Here is a 17,587-nt window from a genome sequence, read left to right as displayed (position 1 = left end):
GGGTGTTACAGGACGAAGCAGGCGTCGAAGATCTCGGGTGCGGTCTCGGGGGTGAAGCCGCGGGCGGCGCGCCACTGACGGTGCTGTTCGGATTCGGCGACGGCCTGGCCGAGGAGTTCGGCCTGGCGGGCGCCGGAGATGCTGGGCTTGACGGTGGCCTGGTAGCCGCCGAAGTGCGCCACCGGGCTCCACAGGGGGCTGACCGGCGGGAGCTGCTCGTCCAGGCCTTCGTATTCGCCGGCGGCGTAGACGATCCGGCCGCCGGTGAGGGTCAGCAGCGACTCGATGTGCGCGATGTCCTGCTCGGGGACGGTGAAGAAGTCCTCGGAGAGGATGGCCAGGTCGGCGTAGTAGCCGGGGGCGAGGATGCCCTTGACGTCCTGCTCGCCAGTGAGCTCGGCACCGGCCTGGGTGTACATTTCCAGGGCCTTCTCCCGGCTGACGCGGTTGTTCGGCGGGTAGATCGTCAGGTCGCCGACGGTGCGGCCGGCCACCAGCCAGTGCAGGGCGACCCAGGGGTTGTAGGAGGAGACCCGCGTGGCGTCGGTGCCGGCACCGACGGTCAGGCCGCGCTCGAGCATCGCGCGGATCGGCGGGGCCTCCGCGGCCGCGGCCGCGCCGTAGCGGCGGACGAAGGCCTCGCCCTGGAAGGACATCCGGTTCTGCACGGACATCGCGCCGCCCAGGGCAGCGATGCGGTCCAGGCTCTCGCGCGAGACGGTCTCGGCGTGGTCGAACAGCCAGCGGTTGCCCGCGGGGAAGAGGCCGTCGGCGGCGAGCTTTTCGAAGACCGCCAGGTCGCGGCGGATGGTCTCGTCATAGGTGGCGTGCAGGCGAAAGCCCCACCCGTTCTCCATCAGCAGCCGGACGGCCTGCTCGAATTCGGTTTCGTAGGAGTCGAGTTCGGGCCTCGGCTGGGTGAAGTTCTCGAAGTCGGCGGCGGCCCAGGTGAGGTTCTCGCCCGCGCCGTTCAGCCGCAGCCACTCGTCGCCGTCGCCGGGGCGGACCATCTCGGTCCAGCGCTTGAGGTCGGCGATCTCCTGCCCGCCGGTCTGCGGGAAGAGGTGGTAGGCGATGCGCAGGGACAGCTGCCCGTCCTTGGCGAGGTCGATGACGGTGCCGTAGTTCTCGGGGAAGTTCTGGAAGCCGCCAGCGGCGTCGATGGCGGAGGTGAGTCCGAAGCGGTTGAGTTCGCGCAGGTAGTGACGGGTGGAGTTCTTGAGGTCCTCGCCCTGGAGGGTGGGGGCCTTGGCCAGCGTGGAGTACAGGATCAGGGCGCCGGGGGCGGCCAGGAGCATGCCGGTGGGTTCGCCGTTCGCGCCGCGGACGATGTGCCCGCCGCGGGGGTCGGGGGTGTCCTTGGTGAAGCCGGCTGTCTGAACGGCGGCACGGTTCATGATGGCGGACTGGTAGAGGTTGAGGACGAAGACGGGGGTGTCGGGGGCCGCGGCGTTCAGTTCCGAGACGGTGGGCAAGCGCTTCTCGGCGAACTGGTCGGCGGAGAAACCACCGACCACGCGGACCCACTGGCCCTTGGGGGTGCGGGCGGCCTGCTCGCGGAGCATGGCCAGGCCCTGGCGCAGGGTCGGCACACCGTCCCAGCGCAGTTCCAGGACGTAGTTCAGACCGCCGCGGATCACATGGAGGTGGGAGTCGTTCAGGCCCGGGATCACCCGCCGGCCCAGCGCGTCCACCACGCGGGTCTGCGAGCCGATCAGATGGACGACGTCGGCGTCGTCCCCGACCACCAGGACCCTGCCGTCCTTGATCGCGACCGCGCTCGCCTGCGGACGGCGCGGGTCACCGGTGTAGAGCTTGGCATTGCGGACCACCACGTCCGCGACGTGGTCGCCGTTTACGGCAGGGAGGCCAGCCACAGGCATAGTGGCCATGGAAATCATCTCCAGTGAGTGGGGGGGCAGAAGATGTACGAGGGTGAAACGGCTGCCTCGGGGCAGCAGCGAGGTGGGGAAGCGGCCGGGGCTTTGCGTCAGCTGGAGGACGAGCCGCGCCGCACGGCCAGAGCGGCAGCGGCGGTACCGAGCGTGCTGGCCAGCAGGAGCCAGCCGAGCCCCGTGTGCTGTACGAGCGAGGCTCCCCCGAGTGCGCCGGCCAGCATCGCCAGCACCGAGGCCAGCCGGCGGCCGGCACGGGGATTGGTACCGCCGGCCGGAGTCGAGTCGGATGCCAGTCCGGTCAGCGTGAGGGTCAGCACCGTCGTGGTCACATCCGGCACGGCGAGTTTGCGCACCGTCCCGTTGCGCAGGCCCATGGCCGGCGCGATCAGGGCGATCAGCGCGTAGACCGCATGGCTCGCGGCGAAGGCGACGGTGGTGGCCGTGGCCAGCAGCACCGTTTCCACCACCAGGGTCCAGCGCAGCCGAAACGGCGCAGTACGGCGGCGCATCGCGGTCTCCAGGCGGCCGGCGACTCCGGCTCCGACCAGGAAGGCGGCCAGCGACACCAGCGAGCCGAGCACCGAGAAGCCGGGGACGCCGGCGGTGGCGAAGCCGATGATGACCACGTTGCCGGTCATGTTCGCGGTGAAGACGTGGCCCAGCCCCAGATAGCTGACCGCGTCGACGAGGCCGCTCACCGCCGTCACGGTCATGAGGGCCGGCAGCAGCGGCTCACGGCTGCCCGGCGCACGCTGGGCCGGGGAATGGTTGATAGTCACTGTTGTTTCCTCGGGCCACGGCCCGTGTTCGTCCGATTTCTCTTCCCGCAGGCCTCCTGCGCCGTGCCCGCTGCACTCGGCAGGAGCTCCCGAGAGCGGCCCGTCGGTGGCGTGCAGGTCCGGCGCCCACCCGTGGCGGGTGGCGTTTCTGCCGATGAAGCCCGCGAACGCCATGCACATCGCGGTCCGGGGCAGCGGACCGCGCCGGCCCGGGGCGAGGGGCCCCGGGCCGGCCGGCTGACCGCCCGTCGTCAGCCGGCGGCGTGGGCGCCGATCACGGACTGGGCGTAGACGACGCCGAGGCCGTAGGCGCCGCCGTGCTCCTTGACGATCTCCATGACGTCCATGTAGGTCTCGCCGCGGGCCCAGTCGCGCTGCAGCTCGAGCAGGACCTGGATCCAGGTCACCGGCACGGCGCCGGCGTTGACCATGCGCTGCATGGCGTGCTCGTGGGCGGCAGGGGTTACGCCACCGGAGGCGTCGGCGACCACGTAGACCTCGTAGCCCTGGCCGAGCGCGGAGAGCGCCGGCAGCACCAGGCAGACCTCGGTCCACAGGCCGGAGAGGATGATCTTCTTGCGGCCGGTCGCCTTGATCGCCTCGACGACCGCGTTGTGCTCCCAGGCGTTCATCGTGGTCCGGTCGATGATCTCCTCTCCCGGGAAGACCTCGGCCAGCTGCGGCAGGATCGGGCCGGAGAAGGACTTGGCGGCGACGGTGGTCAGCACCACCGGGACGTTGAACGCCTTGGCCGCCTTCGCCAGGCCCTCGGTCGCGTTGATGATCGCGGTGCGGTCGCCGCTGCCGACGCCGAAGAACATCTGCGGCTGGTGGTCGACGAACAGCATCACCGCGTTGTCGGGAGTCAGCAGGTCGGTGCTCGGGGCAGCCTTGACGCTGTGGAAGTTGAACATGACATGGCCTCTCTAGGGCTGGAAGGGGTGCGGGGTCCGCTGATTCGGCGGCCCGCGCTACACGGGTGCGAACCCGGTCCACCTGGGCATCCGTTGGAGGAGCCGGTGCGGCGGACCGGGATCCGCGAAAACCAGCATGCCGACGGCGGTAATCGGCCCTGTAGGTCAAACGACTACTCGTGATGCGTACCGTCTACTGCGTCCACGACGGTGGCGTTGAGGGCCACCCCCCGAAACCACATTCCGGTCCCGCTGATCCAGCGCTCCCCACTCCGGCTCCGCACAGCCTGGCCGACTGTCCCGCGACCTGACAGGGCGCGCCGAGCCGGGCAACCGCACGTCGTCGTGGATCACAGGCAGTCATATGACCTACCGGGCCCTCGAACGGCTTCACCATGCTGGAACGTGTGGATCCTCCTGTGCCGGACCCTTCAGGGCATGGCCGTGCGGCGTCCCGCGACGGGGACGTCCCGTGAACACGGACGTCCCGTGAAATGGATTTCGCCTGCCCGAGCGGGACCCACCGAGGAAAGGACGTCGTTACTGACCGGCGTCACTCCTGCGATGCCACGGGCCTCGGCGTGATCATGGAAGCGCACCGCCGTGCAGGCCGGGCGAACCGCCGCCTCGTTCTGCGCGGCGTACCCCCGCAGATGAAGCGGCTGCTCGTCGCGACGCGCCTCACCGCATCGTCACCATCGACCACCCCCGCGCCGGCGGCCGATGTGATCTTGGGTGGGCGGGTCCTGGGGCACTCGCAGATCGCGGTGACGATGAACGTCTACACCCACGTAAACAACGGCGACCGCCGGGACGCCACGGGCCACATGGATCGCCTGCTCAGGCAGCGCCGCTGGGCGGGACTGCCCTCAAGAACACGTCGACCCTGCGCGACCCGGCACGGCTTCCTCTCGTACCGCTGGGATCTTGGGTCGTGGCTATCCCTGAACCGTGGCCGCCACGGTGATGAACATCTCTTCCACTCACTCGAGGTCAGCGGGCGGCTGCGCAGGTATCGGCGCCCGTCGATCCCCGCGTTGCCCGGGCACCCCACCTCGAAGCAACAGGCGATCATCCTGGATGGATCGTCGTACAGGGACTTCTCAGGTCCGCGTGCTCCATTGAGCCAATTCCTCAAGCTCCTCGCCCGGAGTCGACTCCTCGATCTCTTCGAGGAGCGGACTGCCTTTGCGACCAGCTCCCAGCTGAGATGCCTCAGTGCCTCCGACGAGAGGGTAGACACTCATAAATCTCTTCTCCGGAATAACCGTCAAGGGTGTTTATCTTATGATTTCTGTAAGGCGTGTTCGAGGAGGCAAAGATCGGAATTCGGCATTCCAGCGAGGGACGCAGCGGTCCTGTGGCGCTGGTGGGCAGGTCGGCGGAGCTCGCCGTGTTGGGATCGGCGGTGGACCAGGTACACGAGGCCGGTGCGGCTTTGCTGTTGCGGGGTGAGCCGGGAGCGGGCAAGACGGCTCTGCTGGACTGGACGGCGGACCATGCGGTACAGGCGGGCTTGCGGGTGCTACGGGCCGCGGGGGTGGAGCAGGAGTCCGAGCTGGCTTTCGCGACCCTGCACCAGATCCTGTGGCCGCTGCTCGACCGCATCAAGGAGCTCCCCCCGGCCCAGCAGACGGCGTTGAACCGGGCTTTCGGTGTGGTCGACGACGGGGCACCGGACCGCTTCACCATCTCGGTGGCAGCCCTGGCCCTGCTGCAGCATGCGGCGCACACCGAGCCCCTGCTCGTGATCGCTGATGACGTGCAGTGGGTCGACGCCTCCAGTGCCCAGGTCCTCAGTTTCATCCAGCGCCGCATCGCCCCCCTGCCCGTCGTCGTCTTGACAGCGGCTCGCAACGGATGGCGCAATCCCCTGGACTCGGCCGGCATCGACATGCTCGACGTCGCACCGCTCCCTGCTCAGGACGCCGCCGCCCTGCTGGCCTCGGCACATCCAGGCCTCGCCGCGCCGACCGCGCGCAGCGTCCTGGGCGAGGCCATGGGCAATCCCCTGGCGCTGGTCGAGCTGCCGGCGCAGCTCACCCGGCGCCAGCAGCGCGGGGCGGATCCGCTGCCGTCCTGGCTTCCGCTGGGCGAGCGGCTGGAAGAAGGCTTCGCGGGCCAGATCCGTACGCTGCCCCAACCGGTCCGCAACACGATGCTTCTGGCAGCGCTGACCGGACAGGGACCGGGCGGCTTGCGGACGGTGCGGGAAGCCGCCCGCACCTGGCACGGCTGGGACGAGGAGGCTCTGGACGCCGGCCAGACCAGCCGCCTGGTCACCGTGTGCGCCGGGAGCCAGAAGATCGAATTCCGGCATCCGCTGGTGCGATCCGCGGTTGTGCGGATGGCCCCCTTGGTGGTGCGCCGCGCCGCGCACCAGGCCTTGGCGCAAGTGCTCGCGGCCGATCCGGTGCGGCGGGCCTGGCATCTGGCAGAGGCGGCCGACGGCCCGGACGAGGCCGCGGCCCAGGCCCTGGTCGACGCCGCCGAGCGCGACCTGAGCCGCGGAGGTGCCGCGGAGGCGACGGCAGCGCTGGCACGTGCGGCGGAGTTGAGCCCCGACCCGCACGATCGGGCCTGTCGATTGGTCGAGGGCGCGTTCGTGGCCGTCACCGGCGGACAACTGCAGACAGCCGAACGTCTGCTGAAGGCAACCGACCAAGAGGAGTTGCCCACCGAGCTCGCGGTGCGCCGGACCACGACGGCCGCGCTGTTGATGTTGTACCGCGACGGCGACGCCGAGGGCGCCTACCAGGCCATTCTCCCCGTGGCGGAGGCCATCGGGCCCGACGAGCGACACGATCCGGCAGTGGAGGACGCGGTCGAGGCCCTGACGCGGGCCTGCTTCTGGTTGGGAGGACAGGAGCGGTGGGAACCGGTGCGCCGGTTCCTGGACCAGGTATCGCCCCTGGCTCGATTGGCTTACGACACAGTTGCAGACCCGGCCCGCACCGCGCACACCGTGCGCGAGCGGTTGCAGCGGACGGTCACTGAACTGCCACAGGGTCGACGCACCGCCCGGGTGGGTTGGCTGGTGGGTGCGGCGCACTCCATCGATGCCTTCGGCGACTCCCCTGCGATGTGGCGCGAACTGATGGGGCGTTCCTACGAGAGCCAGCCGCTCGTGATGGCCGCGCGGCAACACGACGCCTACGCCCGCGGCCGCTGGGAGGAGATCGAGGCGCTGTCCGGGGAGGGCATCGAGCGGATCCACTCGGACCTCAGCACGTATCTCTCGCGCTGCGTCGAGGCCAAGGTGGCGGCATCCCGCGGCGACCAGACACGACTTCAGGCCCTCAGTGACACGATCACCGCATGGGCGCGACCGCGACGCATAAACCGGCTGCTCGACAGGGTCGCCGAGGCCCGTATTCGGGAGGCCGTCACGCGGGGGGCGTACGAGGAGGCCTATGCCCGCGCCAGCGCAGTGACGCCACCGGGTGAACTCCCCGCATTCTTGCCCGACTTCCACGAGGTCTTCCTTGACCTGGTCGAGGCGTGCGTCCGCACCGGACGCATCGATCAGGCACGCGCCCACGTGGCCGCCGCTCAAGCGGCCCGCGCCGGTGCCATCTCCTCGCGCCACGCGCTCATCCTGGCCGGATCGGCGGCACTGGCAGCCGACGACGAGCAAGCCGACACGCTCTTCCAGACCGCGTTGGCCGTACCCGACGCCGACCAGTGGCCCTTCGAACTGGCCCGCATCCAACTCGCCTACGGTGAATGGCTGCGCCGCCGCTCGGACCGGACGGCCGCACGGGTTCACCTGGGGCAGGCTCTGGAGATCTTCCGCCATTTGCAAGCCGAACCATGGGCCAAGCGCGCCTCCGAGGAACTGCGCACCGCAGGCATACCGCAAACAGCAGCCGCGGTCTCGGGCTTGGCTTCCTTGACCCCGCAAGAACTGCGCATCGCGGAACTGGCGGCGCAGGGCATGACGAACAAGCAGATAGGGCAACTGCTGCACGTGTCACCACGCACCATCGGCGCCCACCTGTACAAAATCTTTCCGAAACTCGACATCACCTCCCGGGTAATGCTGCGCGACTCCCTGCTCGCCGCGTGAGGGCGAGCGTGTCTGAAAGTTCGTGCAACTCCGTGCTGTGACGACCGGCCGAGGCCCATCTGTGGGGCCTTGACCAGCCGGGACGGACGGACATGGCAACTGACCTCCACGGTGGTGCCGCCAGACGCTCCTGGGCCATGTCGACGTCGATGCAACGGATGGCCTTCTTTCCTCCATCATCGGCCGGCTCGGCCTCGCAGTCGGCCGGCTGTCGGAGTGAGGTCGCCCCATGCGGTCACTGGGCCGTCGGGGCGGCAAGACACCGGGTCCGCCTGTTCGGCGAACGACCAGGTGGGTATCCCGTTCGAGAAACATCGCGCTCGCCGATAGCCTGCGTCACCATGAAGCGCGCTCGGACCCTGCCCTTGCTGCTCGGGCTGTGCGGCTCAGCCGCCATGACAACCAACGTCCCCTGCTGTCACGGACTCCACGCTGTCTACAAGTACGGGGCCGCGTGTCGATCATGCAGGATGCCCTGGACCGCCTCGTCGCCCGCACAGCCGTCCCTGTGGGGAGCTATCGCTTCTCACTGACGAGGCGGATCAGAGAGTCAGTTGGCGCCGGCTTCGGGGAGGGCATGGTCGATCAGGACGCGTGCGGCCTCTAGCGCGTCGTGACGCGGGCAGGGGCTGTCGAGGGAGGTCGACAGAGCGGTGGCGCCCTCGAGGAGGACGGTCAACTGACGGCCCAGTTGCTCCGGGGCTGCCGCACCGGCGCGGGCGGCGATGGCGGTGAGCTGCTCGGTGATGCCGTTCTTGTGCTGGTGGACGAGTTCCCGCACATCGGGCATGTGCCCTGCAGCTTCGACAGCGGCGTTGTGGAGCGGGCAGCCGCGGGTACTAACGGCCCCCGAGGGCCCCGGAAACGTCTCGGCAATCATGGTGAACAGGGCCAGCAACTGGTCTTGGGGGGTGAGCCCCTCGCGGGTCAGTTTCCGTTCGATCTGCTGGGCCAGTCCGGTCTCGTAGGTGCGCAGGTATTCCTCCACCAGTGCCGTCTTGGTGGGGAAGTGCTGGTAGAAGGTGCGCGTGGAGACCTCGGCCGTCTCCACCAGGCGCGCGACGCCCGTGGCGTGAATGCCTTCTTCATAGAAGAGCGTCGCGGCCGCCTGCAGGATGCGCTCGCGTGCCCCTCGACCGCCACGGCGCCGTGTACCACTCACGCTCTGTGTCTCCACGGCGTAAGTATAGCAGTCGCTTTACTTTGACGGCCGGCTGCATTAGCGTTGCGGTAAAGCGATCGCTGTACATGGCTGAGCTGCCTGTGCCTTCGGAGCGCGGCGCCACCGCCGCGCCGAGCCGTACCCCCGTCGAAGCGATTCACTCCAACCACGATCAGGCATTGCGAAGGAATTTCATGCGATCAATTACCAACAGTCCGGTTGTCTCCATCGCCTACCACTCGGGCTACGGCCACACCGCCGTGCTCGCCGAGGCCGTCCGTGCCGGCGCCGGCCAGGCCGGTGCTGTCGTGCATCTGATCAGGGTTGACGAGATCACTGATGAACAGTGGTCGGTCCTGGATTCGTCGGACGCGATCATCTTCGGCTCGCCCACCTATATGGGGACAGCATCCGGCGCATTCCACGTCTTTGGCGAGGCCACCACGAAGCGGTTCCAGTCCGGCGCGTGGCGCGACAAATTCGCCGCCGGGTTCACCAACTCCGGGTCGAAGAGCGGCGACAAGCTGCATACCCTCCAGTTCTTCAGCGTGCTCGCCGCCCAGCTCGGCATGCTCTGGGTCAGCCTCGGCCTGCCTCCGGGCGGGCACACTTCACAGGCCTCTGAGAACGACCTGAACCGGCTCGGCTTCGCCCTTGGTGCAGGCGCCCAGTCCCCTGTCGATCTGGGGGCCGAGGGAGTGCACAAGGCAGACATCGCAACTGCAGAACACCTTGGCAGCCGAGTGGCGCACATCGCCGCGACGTTCGCTGCCGGCCGGGCAACTGCCGCGTAAGAAGCCGTGGTCGTACCGATCACGGGACTTGGTACGTGTGGTCCGGATTCGGATGTCCGGACCACACATCCGCGGCGGTATTTCGCCGGGCCCCTGTCTCTCGTGGAGAACCCAGTCTGAGTCGCGCGCCATGCCGACCGACATTCCGCCGTGGGAACAGGTATGTGCCTTCTTTCGCCGCTGGCACGACCAGGTGCCGGTCAAGGAGTTCCACGACCGGCTGCGCGGCCGGGTCCGCGAGCGGCTGGGGCGGGATGCCGAGCCGACGGCCGGGTGATCGACTCTCAGTCGGTCGGGGCGGACGCCGTCGTCGGCGCCGACAGCCGGGGCCTCGACGGCGGCAAGCAGATCAACGGGCGCAGTCGGCATATCGTGGTGGCCACGCTCCGCCTGCTGCCGGAGGTGATGGTCACCGTCGCGGATGTCGGCGACCGCGCCGCCGCGCAGGTGCTGCTGGAGCAGGTGGCCGACGCGCACCACCGGCTGAAACTGGTCTGGGCCGACGACGACTACACCGGCAGCCTCGTCGAGTACTGCCTGACCGCGCTCGCGCTGGTCCTGGCAATCGTCAAGGGCAGCGACGACATACGCGGCTTCGTGGTGCTGCCCAGGCGGTGGATTGTCGAGCGCCTCTTCGTGCACCTGATGCGCGCCCGCCGCCTGGCGAGGCCACACCCCTCGCGAGCGTGATCCGACCCTGCGCCGGCTCGGTCAGCCATCGCGCCACCAGCCGTTTCGCCTTCGAGTGCAGCGCCTCAACTCGCGCCGGCACCACCTCCAAGCCGAACAAGGTGGCCATCTCCTGACAGGTCAGCGGCCCCTGGCCCAGCCGGAGGCGGTCCGCGAGGGCCTTAAAGATGGGCTGGTAGTCCACCGACAGCACCGACCAGTTCAGGCCCTCACGCCACACAGGCACCTGCGACTTCGGCTTCGCCGCGTCCCGGGGTGCCGACGGCGCTTCCGCATTCTGCGGATCCTCGGTGACCTCCGTGCCGGCAGTGTTGCCGCCGTCCGGAGCCGGCACCGCGTCGACCCGCCTACGAGCGATCGTCCACTCCTGCGATTACAGCTCGGCCGCGGCCAGCTCGGCCTGGAGGCGATCGGCCTCCTCGCGCAGCCCGTCTACGCGACGGCGAGCGGCGCGCTCATGCTGTTCCAGCAGTCCGACGACCGACGGCATTAGCAACCTCCCGGGGAGCGACGAAACGACACGCCACCCTCCCACGGACTCACCGGTCCTAGGCCCGTCCAGCGGAAACGCAGCGATCACGTCCGGAGAGACAACAGCTTCTAACCGACGATGATCCGGCCACTGGAACCACGGTGTCCGGCGCCCTGGGCGAGGAACAGCGAATCAGGCTCTGCCGCCCTCGATTTTCACCGCCCACCCGTGCTGCGGCGCCGCCATCGCGAGGCCTGGGCCAGCGCCCGCCACCGAGCCCGACGAGCGGTCAGCCGACCACCACCCCGAGCTGCAGCGCCCGAATCGATCTACAACTGAAGGGGCAGTTTCAGTTCAGTGGCCGCGAATGGGTTCTAGTAGGCGGTGTGCGGTGGCGAGGGTCCTGCTGACGAAGTCGTCCGCGGGCTCGTCGTAGCCGGGGCCGGGAAGTACCAGCAGATCCGACGGCGGAACAACGCTGCTGCAGATGGCGCACGTTCCGTCCGGCTCGAGCATGCCCGCGTCCTGGGCATGCTGGAAAATCCGGCGCGGGCCATTGGCCGAGTAGTAATCGTCGCCCCAGCTGGTCAGATCGCGCACGACGGGCCAAAGGCGCACACCCTTGTCGGTCAGGACGTACTCGCTGTAGCCGTGACTTCCCCGCGTCTCCGCAAGCACAGCGGCCCCACGCAAGGTCTCGAGGCGCTCGGTGAGTACGGCGCGCGGCACCCCGAGGTGCGCGGCGAAGTCGCCGAAGCGACGCACGCCGAAGAACGCGTCACGCAGGATCAGCAGCGTCCAGCGCTCGCCGACGATCTCGAGAGCACGCGAGAGCGAGCACCGCTGTCCCGCGTAGTCCTTGGGAAGAGCCATGGCCCAAGACTACCAGCAATAGTTCATTGACAGAACTATGTCCCTATGCAAGGATTGGTTCACTCAATGAACTGACCTCTTCGTTCGGAAGAACGATGACGACTGCGCCAGGAACGCAGACCAGGGGCCCGGAACGGGCCCGGGCGCGCGCTGCCGGCTGCCGGGTTCTCGTCGTTCCCGCGCCCATCGCCGAGCCTGCTGGCCAGCACCGAGTGCAGTGAATAACCGCAGGACATGCAAGGACGCTCCGAAATTCCTAGTCTGTAAGGGAGGAGGGTTCGGAGCACAGGAAAGGATGGAAACAATGGCTGCCCAGAGCGCTCCGCGCGACATGAACAAGTGGCAGGAAATGCTCTACGATTCAAATATCCGATTCCCCGGCGAGTCAAGCGAATACCGGCGCGCCCGCAACCAGTTGTTGGAGGCAGAGGCCGAGCTCGGGCAGATGACCGAGCAGGTCGCCGCACAGCGCCGCGCACTCCCACTGGGCGGTCTCGTCCCGGAGGACTACGTCTTCGAGTCCGCGGACGATGGCAGCGCGGTGAGACTCTCGGAGCTGTTCGCGCCGGGCAAGGACACGCTGCTCACCTACAACATGATGTTCCCGCGTTGGTCCGAAGATCCGCGGAAGGGTCTCGCTCGGGGCGAGACAGCCCTGTTGCCGCTTACCGAGCAGCCGTGCCCGTCATGCACCTCCTTCGTGGACGGGCTCGACGGTCCTGCTCTCCACCTCGCCGCGCGGATCAACCTCGCCGTGGTGGCGAAGACGGACCCCGCTCGGTTGAGCACTTATGGACAAGAACGCGGGTGGCGCAACCTTCGGCTGCTGTCCTCGCGGAGCAACACCTTCAACCGCGACTATCACGCGGAAACGCCGGAGGGTGAGCAGCTTCCGGTCCTGAATGTGTTCTCACGCGACAGGGACGGAATCCACCACCGGTGGGCGAGCGAGCTGCAGTTCGCGGCGGCAGATACCACCGCGATGGCTCCGGTCTGGTCACTCCTGGGCTTTCTCGATTTGACGCCGAACGGACGCGGGAACATGGCCGGTTATCCCGCGCTTCAGTACGACGAGTAGAAGTCCTCCAATTCCCGCCCGTTTCCCTTCACTAAACCGCATTTCCGTGCTTTACGGGGGCGGGGCAGCGTCGCGCGAAATGCCGCCGGTCACGCCCCAGGATCCTCCGATCCCCGCCCCACATCAGGAGTCAAACTAATGCAGCCCTTGCTTATGCCGTACCCCATGCGTGATGTCGCTCTGGCGAACCGCGTGGTCATGGCCCCCCTGACCCGGACTCGCGCACGCAACAGCGACCTCTTGCCCACCGACCTCCACGTCGAGTACTACGCCCAGCGGGCCTCGGCCGGGCTGATCATCTCCGAGGGCGTGTGGATCAGCCGGGACGCGGTCGGATGGCATGACGTCCCGGGGCTGTTCACCGAAGAGCAGGTCGCCCACTGGAAGCGCGTGACGGACGCGGTCCACCATGCGGGCGGTGTCATCTTCGCTCAGCTGTGGCACACCGGCTCGACTTCCCACCCCGACTTCTTCGACGGCCGGCCGCCCCTTGCGCCGTCGGCGGTGAACCCCGGGGTGCTGTCTCCGACGTCGTCCGGCCGCCAGCCGACCGTGGAGCCCCTGGCGATGTCGGCGCAGGAGGTCCGGCAGACGATCGCCGACTACGCGAGGGCGGCCCGCAATGCCATGGCGGCGGGATTCGACGGTGTGCAGCTGCAGGCGGGCTTCCACTATCTGATCAGCCAGTTCCTCAATCCACGCACCAATCGGCGCACGGACCTCTACGGCGGCTCGATCGAGAACCGCGCCCGGTTCCTCTTCGAGACCATCGAAGCCGTCGGCGAGTTCGTCGACCTGCGGCGCGTCGGCGTGAAGGCCGGGCCCGCCTGGGGTGAGACGGGAGAGTTCGTCTCCGGGCCCGAGGCGCTCACAGAGAGCGAGTACGTGCTCGGACGGCTCAACGACTATGAACTGTCACATCTCCTGCTCATGGGGATGGTGACCGACCCCGCCGGAGGACCGTTCGAGGACCTGGCCGGCGATGGCATGTTCCGGCACTTCCGGAAGGTCTATCAAGGCACCATCATCGCGAACGTCGGGTTCGATAGGCACCGGGGCAACGCGGTCCTGACCGACGACCTGGCCGATCTCGTCGCCTTCGGGCAGCCGTTCATCGCCAATCCCGATCTGCCGGCGCGGTTCGCTTCCCATGCGCCGCTCACCGAACCGAGGCGGGATCTCTTCTACGGTCCGGGTGCCGCCGGCTACACCGATTACCCCCGGCTGGAGGGGTGACGGAGGCATGAATCACGGCCAGGCGGGTGGCCGCGGAAGCGAGTGACTCGGCCGTGGGTCCCCCTTGCCGCGTCGTGAAGGGGACGGCTGGACGCTTCGACCCCGGACCGAAGGTGGGAGCTGCATCGTGTACCGCAGCGGCCCGCTTCTCGGTCCGGGGACACAGGGCCCGCCTCTCCTCGGCGCTCTCACAGCCAAGTTCGGTAATACACCCGACGAATTCCCCCGATTCATGCGGGTCGCTGGTGCGACTGGATCTCGCACCGGCTCACACACTGCCTGATCCGGCGGAGTGCTCCCCTGGCCGCGGTATCCCCGCTCCGGCCCGGCTTTGCTCTTCAGACTCAGCTTGCCAAGGCGGCCGTCGTAAGAGCTCGAAATCTGAACCAACCCCGAAAGGATCGTGCATGGCGAGCCACGCCGCTGAGGCGCCTGCCGCCCGGACGATTGCCAACACGCCGACGCCCCAGCGGGCGCCACGGCGGTGGATCGGACTCATCGTCGCCTGCCTCGGACAAATGGTGATGTTCGTGAACATCACGCAGACGACAGCGACCCTGGCACCTATCCAGCAGGACCTGCACGTCTCCGGCTCGACCCTGGTCTGGATGGCCAGCCTCTACTCCGTGATGGTCGCCAGCTTCGTCCTTTCCGCCGGGACGGTGGGCGACATCGTGGGACGCCGTCGGACCTTCGCCCTCGGCGCGTTCCTGCTGGGCGCGGGAAGCCTGACCGTCTCCCTGTCGCACGGTTCGACCGGAGTCCTCGCCGGAGAGGCGATCATGGGTCTGGGCGGGGCCGCGGTCCTACCCAACAGCCTGTCGATCGTCACCCACCTGTTCACCGATCCTCACGAACGGACCAGGGCGGTTGGCATCTGGGCCGCGGTCTCCGGCATCGGCCTGGGCTTCGGCCCCATAGCCGCCGGAGTGATCCTGGAGCGTTACTCCTGGCACGCGGTGTTCCTGGTCAATGTGGTCCTGGCGGCCATCGTGCTGCTCCTCGCACCCCGCTTCGTCACCGAAAGCCGGCACCCCGGCCGTCATCTCGATCCCCCGGGCCTGGTGCTCGGGGTGGCAGCCATCGGCGCCCTCAACTACGGCGTCATCGACGGCGGCCACTCGGGCTTCGGGGCGGCCCGAGCCGTGTGGGCGTTCGTCGTGACCGCGCTGGCGCTGGTGGCGCTCATCCTGGTCGAGGCGCGTACACGCACGCCGATGCTGAAGCTCCGCCTGTTCCGCATTCCGTCGTTCACCACGGCGAACGTGGTCGCGCTGATCGTGCAGTACGGATTCGTGGCCACGGCGTTCGCCCAGGTGCTCTACCTCGAGCGGGTCCGGCACGAGTCCATCCTCAGGGTGGGTGTCCTGCTGCTGCCGCTGATGCTGGCTTACGTGATCTTCAGCCCCGTGGCCGCTCCGCTCGCACGGGTGATCGGCTTCAAGGCGACGCCGGGCATCGGTGCGCTGCTCGCCGCGGCCGGCAACCTGCTGATGATCAACCAGAACCCCTCGACGTCCTTGGTGACCGTCGGGGTCCTGATGGCGATGTTCGGGGCCGGAGCAGGGCTGATCCTCCCCCCGGTCACCGCGGTGTCGGTGATCAGCGTGCCGCACGCCGACGCCGGCATGGCCAGTGGGACCGTCAACCTGTTCCGCCAGGTCGGCGGCACGCTGGGGGCGACCATCACCGGGACGATCCTCACCAGCGGGCTGACGTCCCGACTGCCCGACCAGTTGACCGGCCGGGGCCTGCCGCGGTCCGTCGCCGAGAAGCTGACCGCTGCCGTCAGCAGCGGGGCGCCCCCATCCAGCGCCTCCGCCGCTCTGCGGGAAACGATGACCGCAGCCGTGGGCGGGGCGTTCTCCGGGGCGCTGCACCTGGCTGTTCTGATTCCGGGTGCGGCCATATCGGCAGGCGGCGCGGCAGCCGTCGTCCTCATCCGCAACCGGCCGGGACAGCCGGCCGCCTCGCCGGTCGTGGCAGGGAACACCCAGGTCACCGTCCGGGAACCGGCCCCTGAGCCGCAGCTCGTGCGTGCCGACTCCGCCGCTGTCGGACAGCCGGCCACCGGGTACACCGCGGCGCTCTCGGGGCCGTCCGGCCGGGAGGTTCTCCTGGACGGCATGACCGGCACGGTCATTCACGGATCTGTCCGCGACGGCACGGGCACCGCGGTCCGAGCGGCCACGTTGACCCTGATCTCATTGCAGGGGACGCAGTTGGGCCGCGCCCATGTCAGTCCGGACGGCGGATACGTACTGACCGCTCCGGCCGGCGGTAGCTATGTGCTGATCGTGTCGGCCGACGGGCGTCAGCCGCAGGCCGCCACCGTAGTCGTGGGGGAGGCACCGCTCGGCTACGACGTGGTCCTGTCGGGTGCCGGCGGCCTGACGGGAGTGGTGCGCGATGCGGCCGACGGGAAGCCGGTGGCCGAAGCCATGGTCGTCGTCACTGATGTCCGCGGCGAGGTGCTGGTAACGGCCACGACCGGCGAGTCGGGTGCGTTCACCTTCAACCAGCTGGCCGCGGGCAGCACCTTCACCGTGGCGGTCAGCGCCGCCGCCTACCGACCGGTCGCGCTGCCGGTGGAGGTGAGTGACCACGTCACCCGCCTCGAAGTCGACCTGAGCCGCGGTGCCGAACTGCAGGGCACGGTGAGGGCGGGGGCCGGCCGTCAGCCGCTGCCCGACGCGCGGGTCACGCTGGTGGACGCTGCGGGCAATGTCGCAGGCACCGCGATCACCGGCGACGACGGCTCGTACGCCTTCACCGACCTGGACAGCGGCGAGTACACACTGACCGCCGGCGGATACGTGCCCGTGGCCACATCGCTGTCGCTGCACGGCCCCGGGCGGAGCGGTTACGACGTTCGAAGCGTATGTTGGCCGCCCGTAGTGGACTGGCCAGAAGAACCCTGATCGAGATTGAGCAGGGGCGCACCATCGGCACCCTGAAGACGTGGCACGCCTTGGCCCACGCGCTGAATACACCCCTGGACGAGTTCTTCGGTGCCCTGTGCCGCGGCCATGAGCAGCCGGCGGCGGGCGCCGACTGAAGGGCCTTTCGGGTGCGTGGAGAGTTACATCCGAACGGGTAGCTCAATGCGAACCTTCGATCGATGAATCGAAAGCGCGTTGTCATCATTGGGGCCATCTGGTGGACCGGGTCGGCTCGGCTGCCGCGGTCACGGCGAGGCGCCTGGCGCTTTCCCGCACATGCGCTCCTCACCCGGTCCCCGCCGTCGCTGGGACGGCAGCTTTGCAAACGACCACAGGCCTCGTTCACTACGTGTAGACCCCGCGAGCCCCACCCGGATTCCTCGTTGCGCTCAGCGTGACCGCTGCCGTGAATGCGGCGTCGTAGCTCCACCCCCGTGCTGCCCGCAGCCGAGCGAGCCCGAAGCGCAGAGCCTCGAAGTCAGGGTCGGGCGGGAAGATCGTCACCCGCCCACTACGGCCAGGTGCAACGCCCTGATGCTCGACGTCGTATCACGATCCCAGGGAGGACGGCGGAACTTGGCCCTGGCAGCCCGCGACCTCAAAATGGGCCGCGGTACCGACCACCCGGAACTCCTGCTCTTCACCAGCCGGAGCGACCTCCAGGAGTGCGCCGCGTACGA

13 protein-coding genes and 3 pseudogenes are annotated in these 17,587 nt (G+C 68.5%); 9 read left to right on the top strand and 7 right to left on the bottom strand.

The window, feature by feature from the left end; all coding sequences use genetic code 11:
- Positions 1–5: 5 nt before the first annotated feature.
- The 3 genes from AC07CM_RS10650 to AC07CM_RS10640 form a co-directional block, all read right to left on the bottom strand.
- Complete coding sequence (locus tag AC07CM_RS10650) at positions 6–1,892, bottom strand: amidohydrolase (protein WP_478875976.1); 1,887 nt, start codon at positions 1,890–1,892, stop codon at positions 6–8.
- Between the two features lie 98 nt (positions 1,893–1,990).
- Positions 1,991–2,677: a YoaK family protein gene (locus AC07CM_RS10645; RefSeq protein WP_478875975.1), complete on the bottom strand. Its 687-nt coding sequence runs from the start codon at positions 2,675–2,677 to the stop codon at positions 1,991–1,993.
- Between the two features lie 251 nt (positions 2,678–2,928).
- Complete coding sequence (locus tag AC07CM_RS10640; protein ID WP_478875974.1) at positions 2,929–3,591, bottom strand: hydrolase; 663 nt, start codon at positions 3,589–3,591, stop codon at positions 2,929–2,931.
- Between the two features lie 557 nt (positions 3,592–4,148).
- On the opposite strand from AC07CM_RS10640, the pseudogene AC07CM_RS10635 reads away from it, so the two are divergent.
- Both AC07CM_RS10635 and AC07CM_RS10630 read left to right on the top strand, forming a co-directional pair.
- Positions 4,149–4,274, top strand: a pseudogene (locus AC07CM_RS10635) (STAS domain-containing protein); the annotation flags it as partial.
- A gap of 620 nt (positions 4,275–4,894) precedes the next feature.
- Entirely contained in the window at positions 4,895–7,660 is a 2,766-nt protein-coding gene (locus AC07CM_RS10630) for a helix-turn-helix transcriptional regulator (protein WP_478875973.1), read from the top strand.
- A gap of 550 nt (positions 7,661–8,210) precedes the next feature.
- Here the strand turns inward: AC07CM_RS10630 and AC07CM_RS10625 are convergent.
- Positions 8,211–8,837: a TetR/AcrR family transcriptional regulator gene (locus AC07CM_RS10625; RefSeq protein WP_478875972.1), complete on the bottom strand. Its 627-nt coding sequence runs from the start codon at positions 8,835–8,837 to the stop codon at positions 8,211–8,213.
- A gap of 179 nt (positions 8,838–9,016) precedes the next feature.
- Between AC07CM_RS10625 and AC07CM_RS10620 the strand changes: the two genes are divergently transcribed.
- The 3 genes from AC07CM_RS10620 (at position 9,017) to AC07CM_RS10610 (ending at position 10,306) form a co-directional block, all read left to right on the top strand.
- Positions 9,017–9,616 carry a flavodoxin family protein gene (locus AC07CM_RS10620; protein WP_478876130.1) on the top strand — a complete coding sequence of 200 codons (600 nt, stop codon included), beginning with the start codon at positions 9,017–9,019 and terminating at the stop codon, positions 9,614–9,616.
- A gap of 130 nt (positions 9,617–9,746) precedes the next feature.
- Positions 9,747–9,893: a hypothetical protein gene (locus AC07CM_RS10615; protein ID WP_478875971.1), complete on the top strand. Its 147-nt coding sequence runs from the start codon at positions 9,747–9,749 to the stop codon at positions 9,891–9,893.
- On the top strand, positions 9,890–10,306 hold the full coding sequence (locus tag AC07CM_RS10610) for a transposase (RefSeq protein WP_478875970.1): 417 nt from the start codon (positions 9,890–9,892) through the stop codon (positions 10,304–10,306). The genes AC07CM_RS10615 and AC07CM_RS10610 overlap by 4 nt, the downstream gene beginning before the upstream one ends.
- Here AC07CM_RS10610 and AC07CM_RS10605 read toward each other — a convergent pair.
- A pseudogene (locus AC07CM_RS10605) lies at positions 10,269–10,796 on the bottom strand (hypothetical protein); the annotation flags it as partial. The gene AC07CM_RS10610 and the pseudogene AC07CM_RS10605 sit on opposite strands and share 38 nt — an antisense overlap.
- Positions 10,797–11,132: 336 nt before the next feature.
- On the bottom strand, positions 11,133–11,651 hold the full coding sequence (locus AC07CM_RS10600) for a winged helix-turn-helix transcriptional regulator (RefSeq protein WP_478875969.1): 519 nt from the start codon (positions 11,649–11,651) through the stop codon (positions 11,133–11,135).
- Between the two features lie 304 nt (positions 11,652–11,955).
- Between AC07CM_RS10600 and AC07CM_RS10595 the strand changes: the two genes are divergently transcribed.
- The 4 genes from AC07CM_RS10595 to AC07CM_RS10580 all read left to right on the top strand — a co-directional run bounded on the left by AC07CM_RS10595 (position 11,956) and on the right by AC07CM_RS10580 (position 17,023).
- Entirely contained in the window at positions 11,956–12,729 is a 774-nt protein-coding gene (locus AC07CM_RS10595) for a DUF899 family protein (protein ID WP_478875968.1), read from the top strand.
- A 138-nt stretch (positions 12,730–12,867) separates the two neighbouring features.
- Positions 12,868–13,965: an alkene reductase gene (locus tag AC07CM_RS10590; RefSeq protein ID WP_478875967.1), complete on the top strand. Its 1,098-nt coding sequence runs from the start codon at positions 12,868–12,870 to the stop codon at positions 13,963–13,965.
- 407 nt (positions 13,966–14,372) lie between these two features.
- Positions 14,373–16,886: an MFS transporter gene (locus AC07CM_RS10585; protein WP_478875966.1), complete on the top strand. Its 2,514-nt coding sequence runs from the start codon at positions 14,373–14,375 to the stop codon at positions 16,884–16,886.
- Positions 16,796–17,023, top strand: coding sequence for a helix-turn-helix transcriptional regulator (locus AC07CM_RS10580; protein WP_478876129.1), 228 nt, complete (start codon positions 16,796–16,798; stop codon positions 17,021–17,023). The genes AC07CM_RS10585 and AC07CM_RS10580 overlap by 91 nt, the downstream gene beginning before the upstream one ends.
- A 301-nt stretch (positions 17,024–17,324) precedes the next feature.
- Here AC07CM_RS10580 and AC07CM_RS10575 read toward each other — a convergent pair.
- Positions 17,325–17,411: pseudogene (locus AC07CM_RS10575) on the bottom strand (XRE family transcriptional regulator); the annotation flags it as partial.
- Positions 17,412–17,587: the final 176 nt, after the last annotated feature.

This window comes from Streptomyces sp. NPDC044061, from assembly GCF_056434305.1.
The sequence above is the reverse complement of the archived record's forward strand: the minus strand, read 5'-3'. Positions and strand labels throughout refer to the sequence as shown.

Excerpts from the sequence above, each read along its gene's own strand:
- AC07CM_RS10585 (WP_478875966.1), top strand. The coding sequence starts at position 14,373 with ATGGCGAGCCACGCCGCTGAGGCGCCTGCCGCCCGGACGATTGCCAAC.
- AC07CM_RS10620 (WP_478876130.1), top strand. The coding sequence starts at position 9,017 with ATGCGATCAATTACCAACAGTCCGGTTGTCTCCATCGCCTACCACTCG.
- AC07CM_RS10640 (WP_478875974.1), bottom strand. The coding sequence starts at position 3,591 with ATGTTCAACTTCCACAGCGTCAAGGCTGCCCCGAGCACCGACCTGCTG.
- AC07CM_RS10595 (WP_478875968.1), top strand. The coding sequence starts at position 11,956 with ATGGCTGCCCAGAGCGCTCCGCGCGACATGAACAAGTGGCAGGAAATG.
- AC07CM_RS10590 (WP_478875967.1), top strand. The coding sequence starts at position 12,868 with ATGCAGCCCTTGCTTATGCCGTACCCCATGCGTGATGTCGCTCTGGCG.
- AC07CM_RS10615 (WP_478875971.1), top strand. The coding sequence starts at position 9,747 with ATGCCGACCGACATTCCGCCGTGGGAACAGGTATGTGCCTTCTTTCGC.
- AC07CM_RS10650 (WP_478875976.1), bottom strand. The coding sequence starts at position 1,892 with ATGGCCACTATGCCTGTGGCTGGCCTCCCTGCCGTAAACGGCGACCAC.
- AC07CM_RS10600 (WP_478875969.1), bottom strand. The coding sequence starts at position 11,651 with ATGGCTCTTCCCAAGGACTACGCGGGACAGCGGTGCTCGCTCTCGCGT.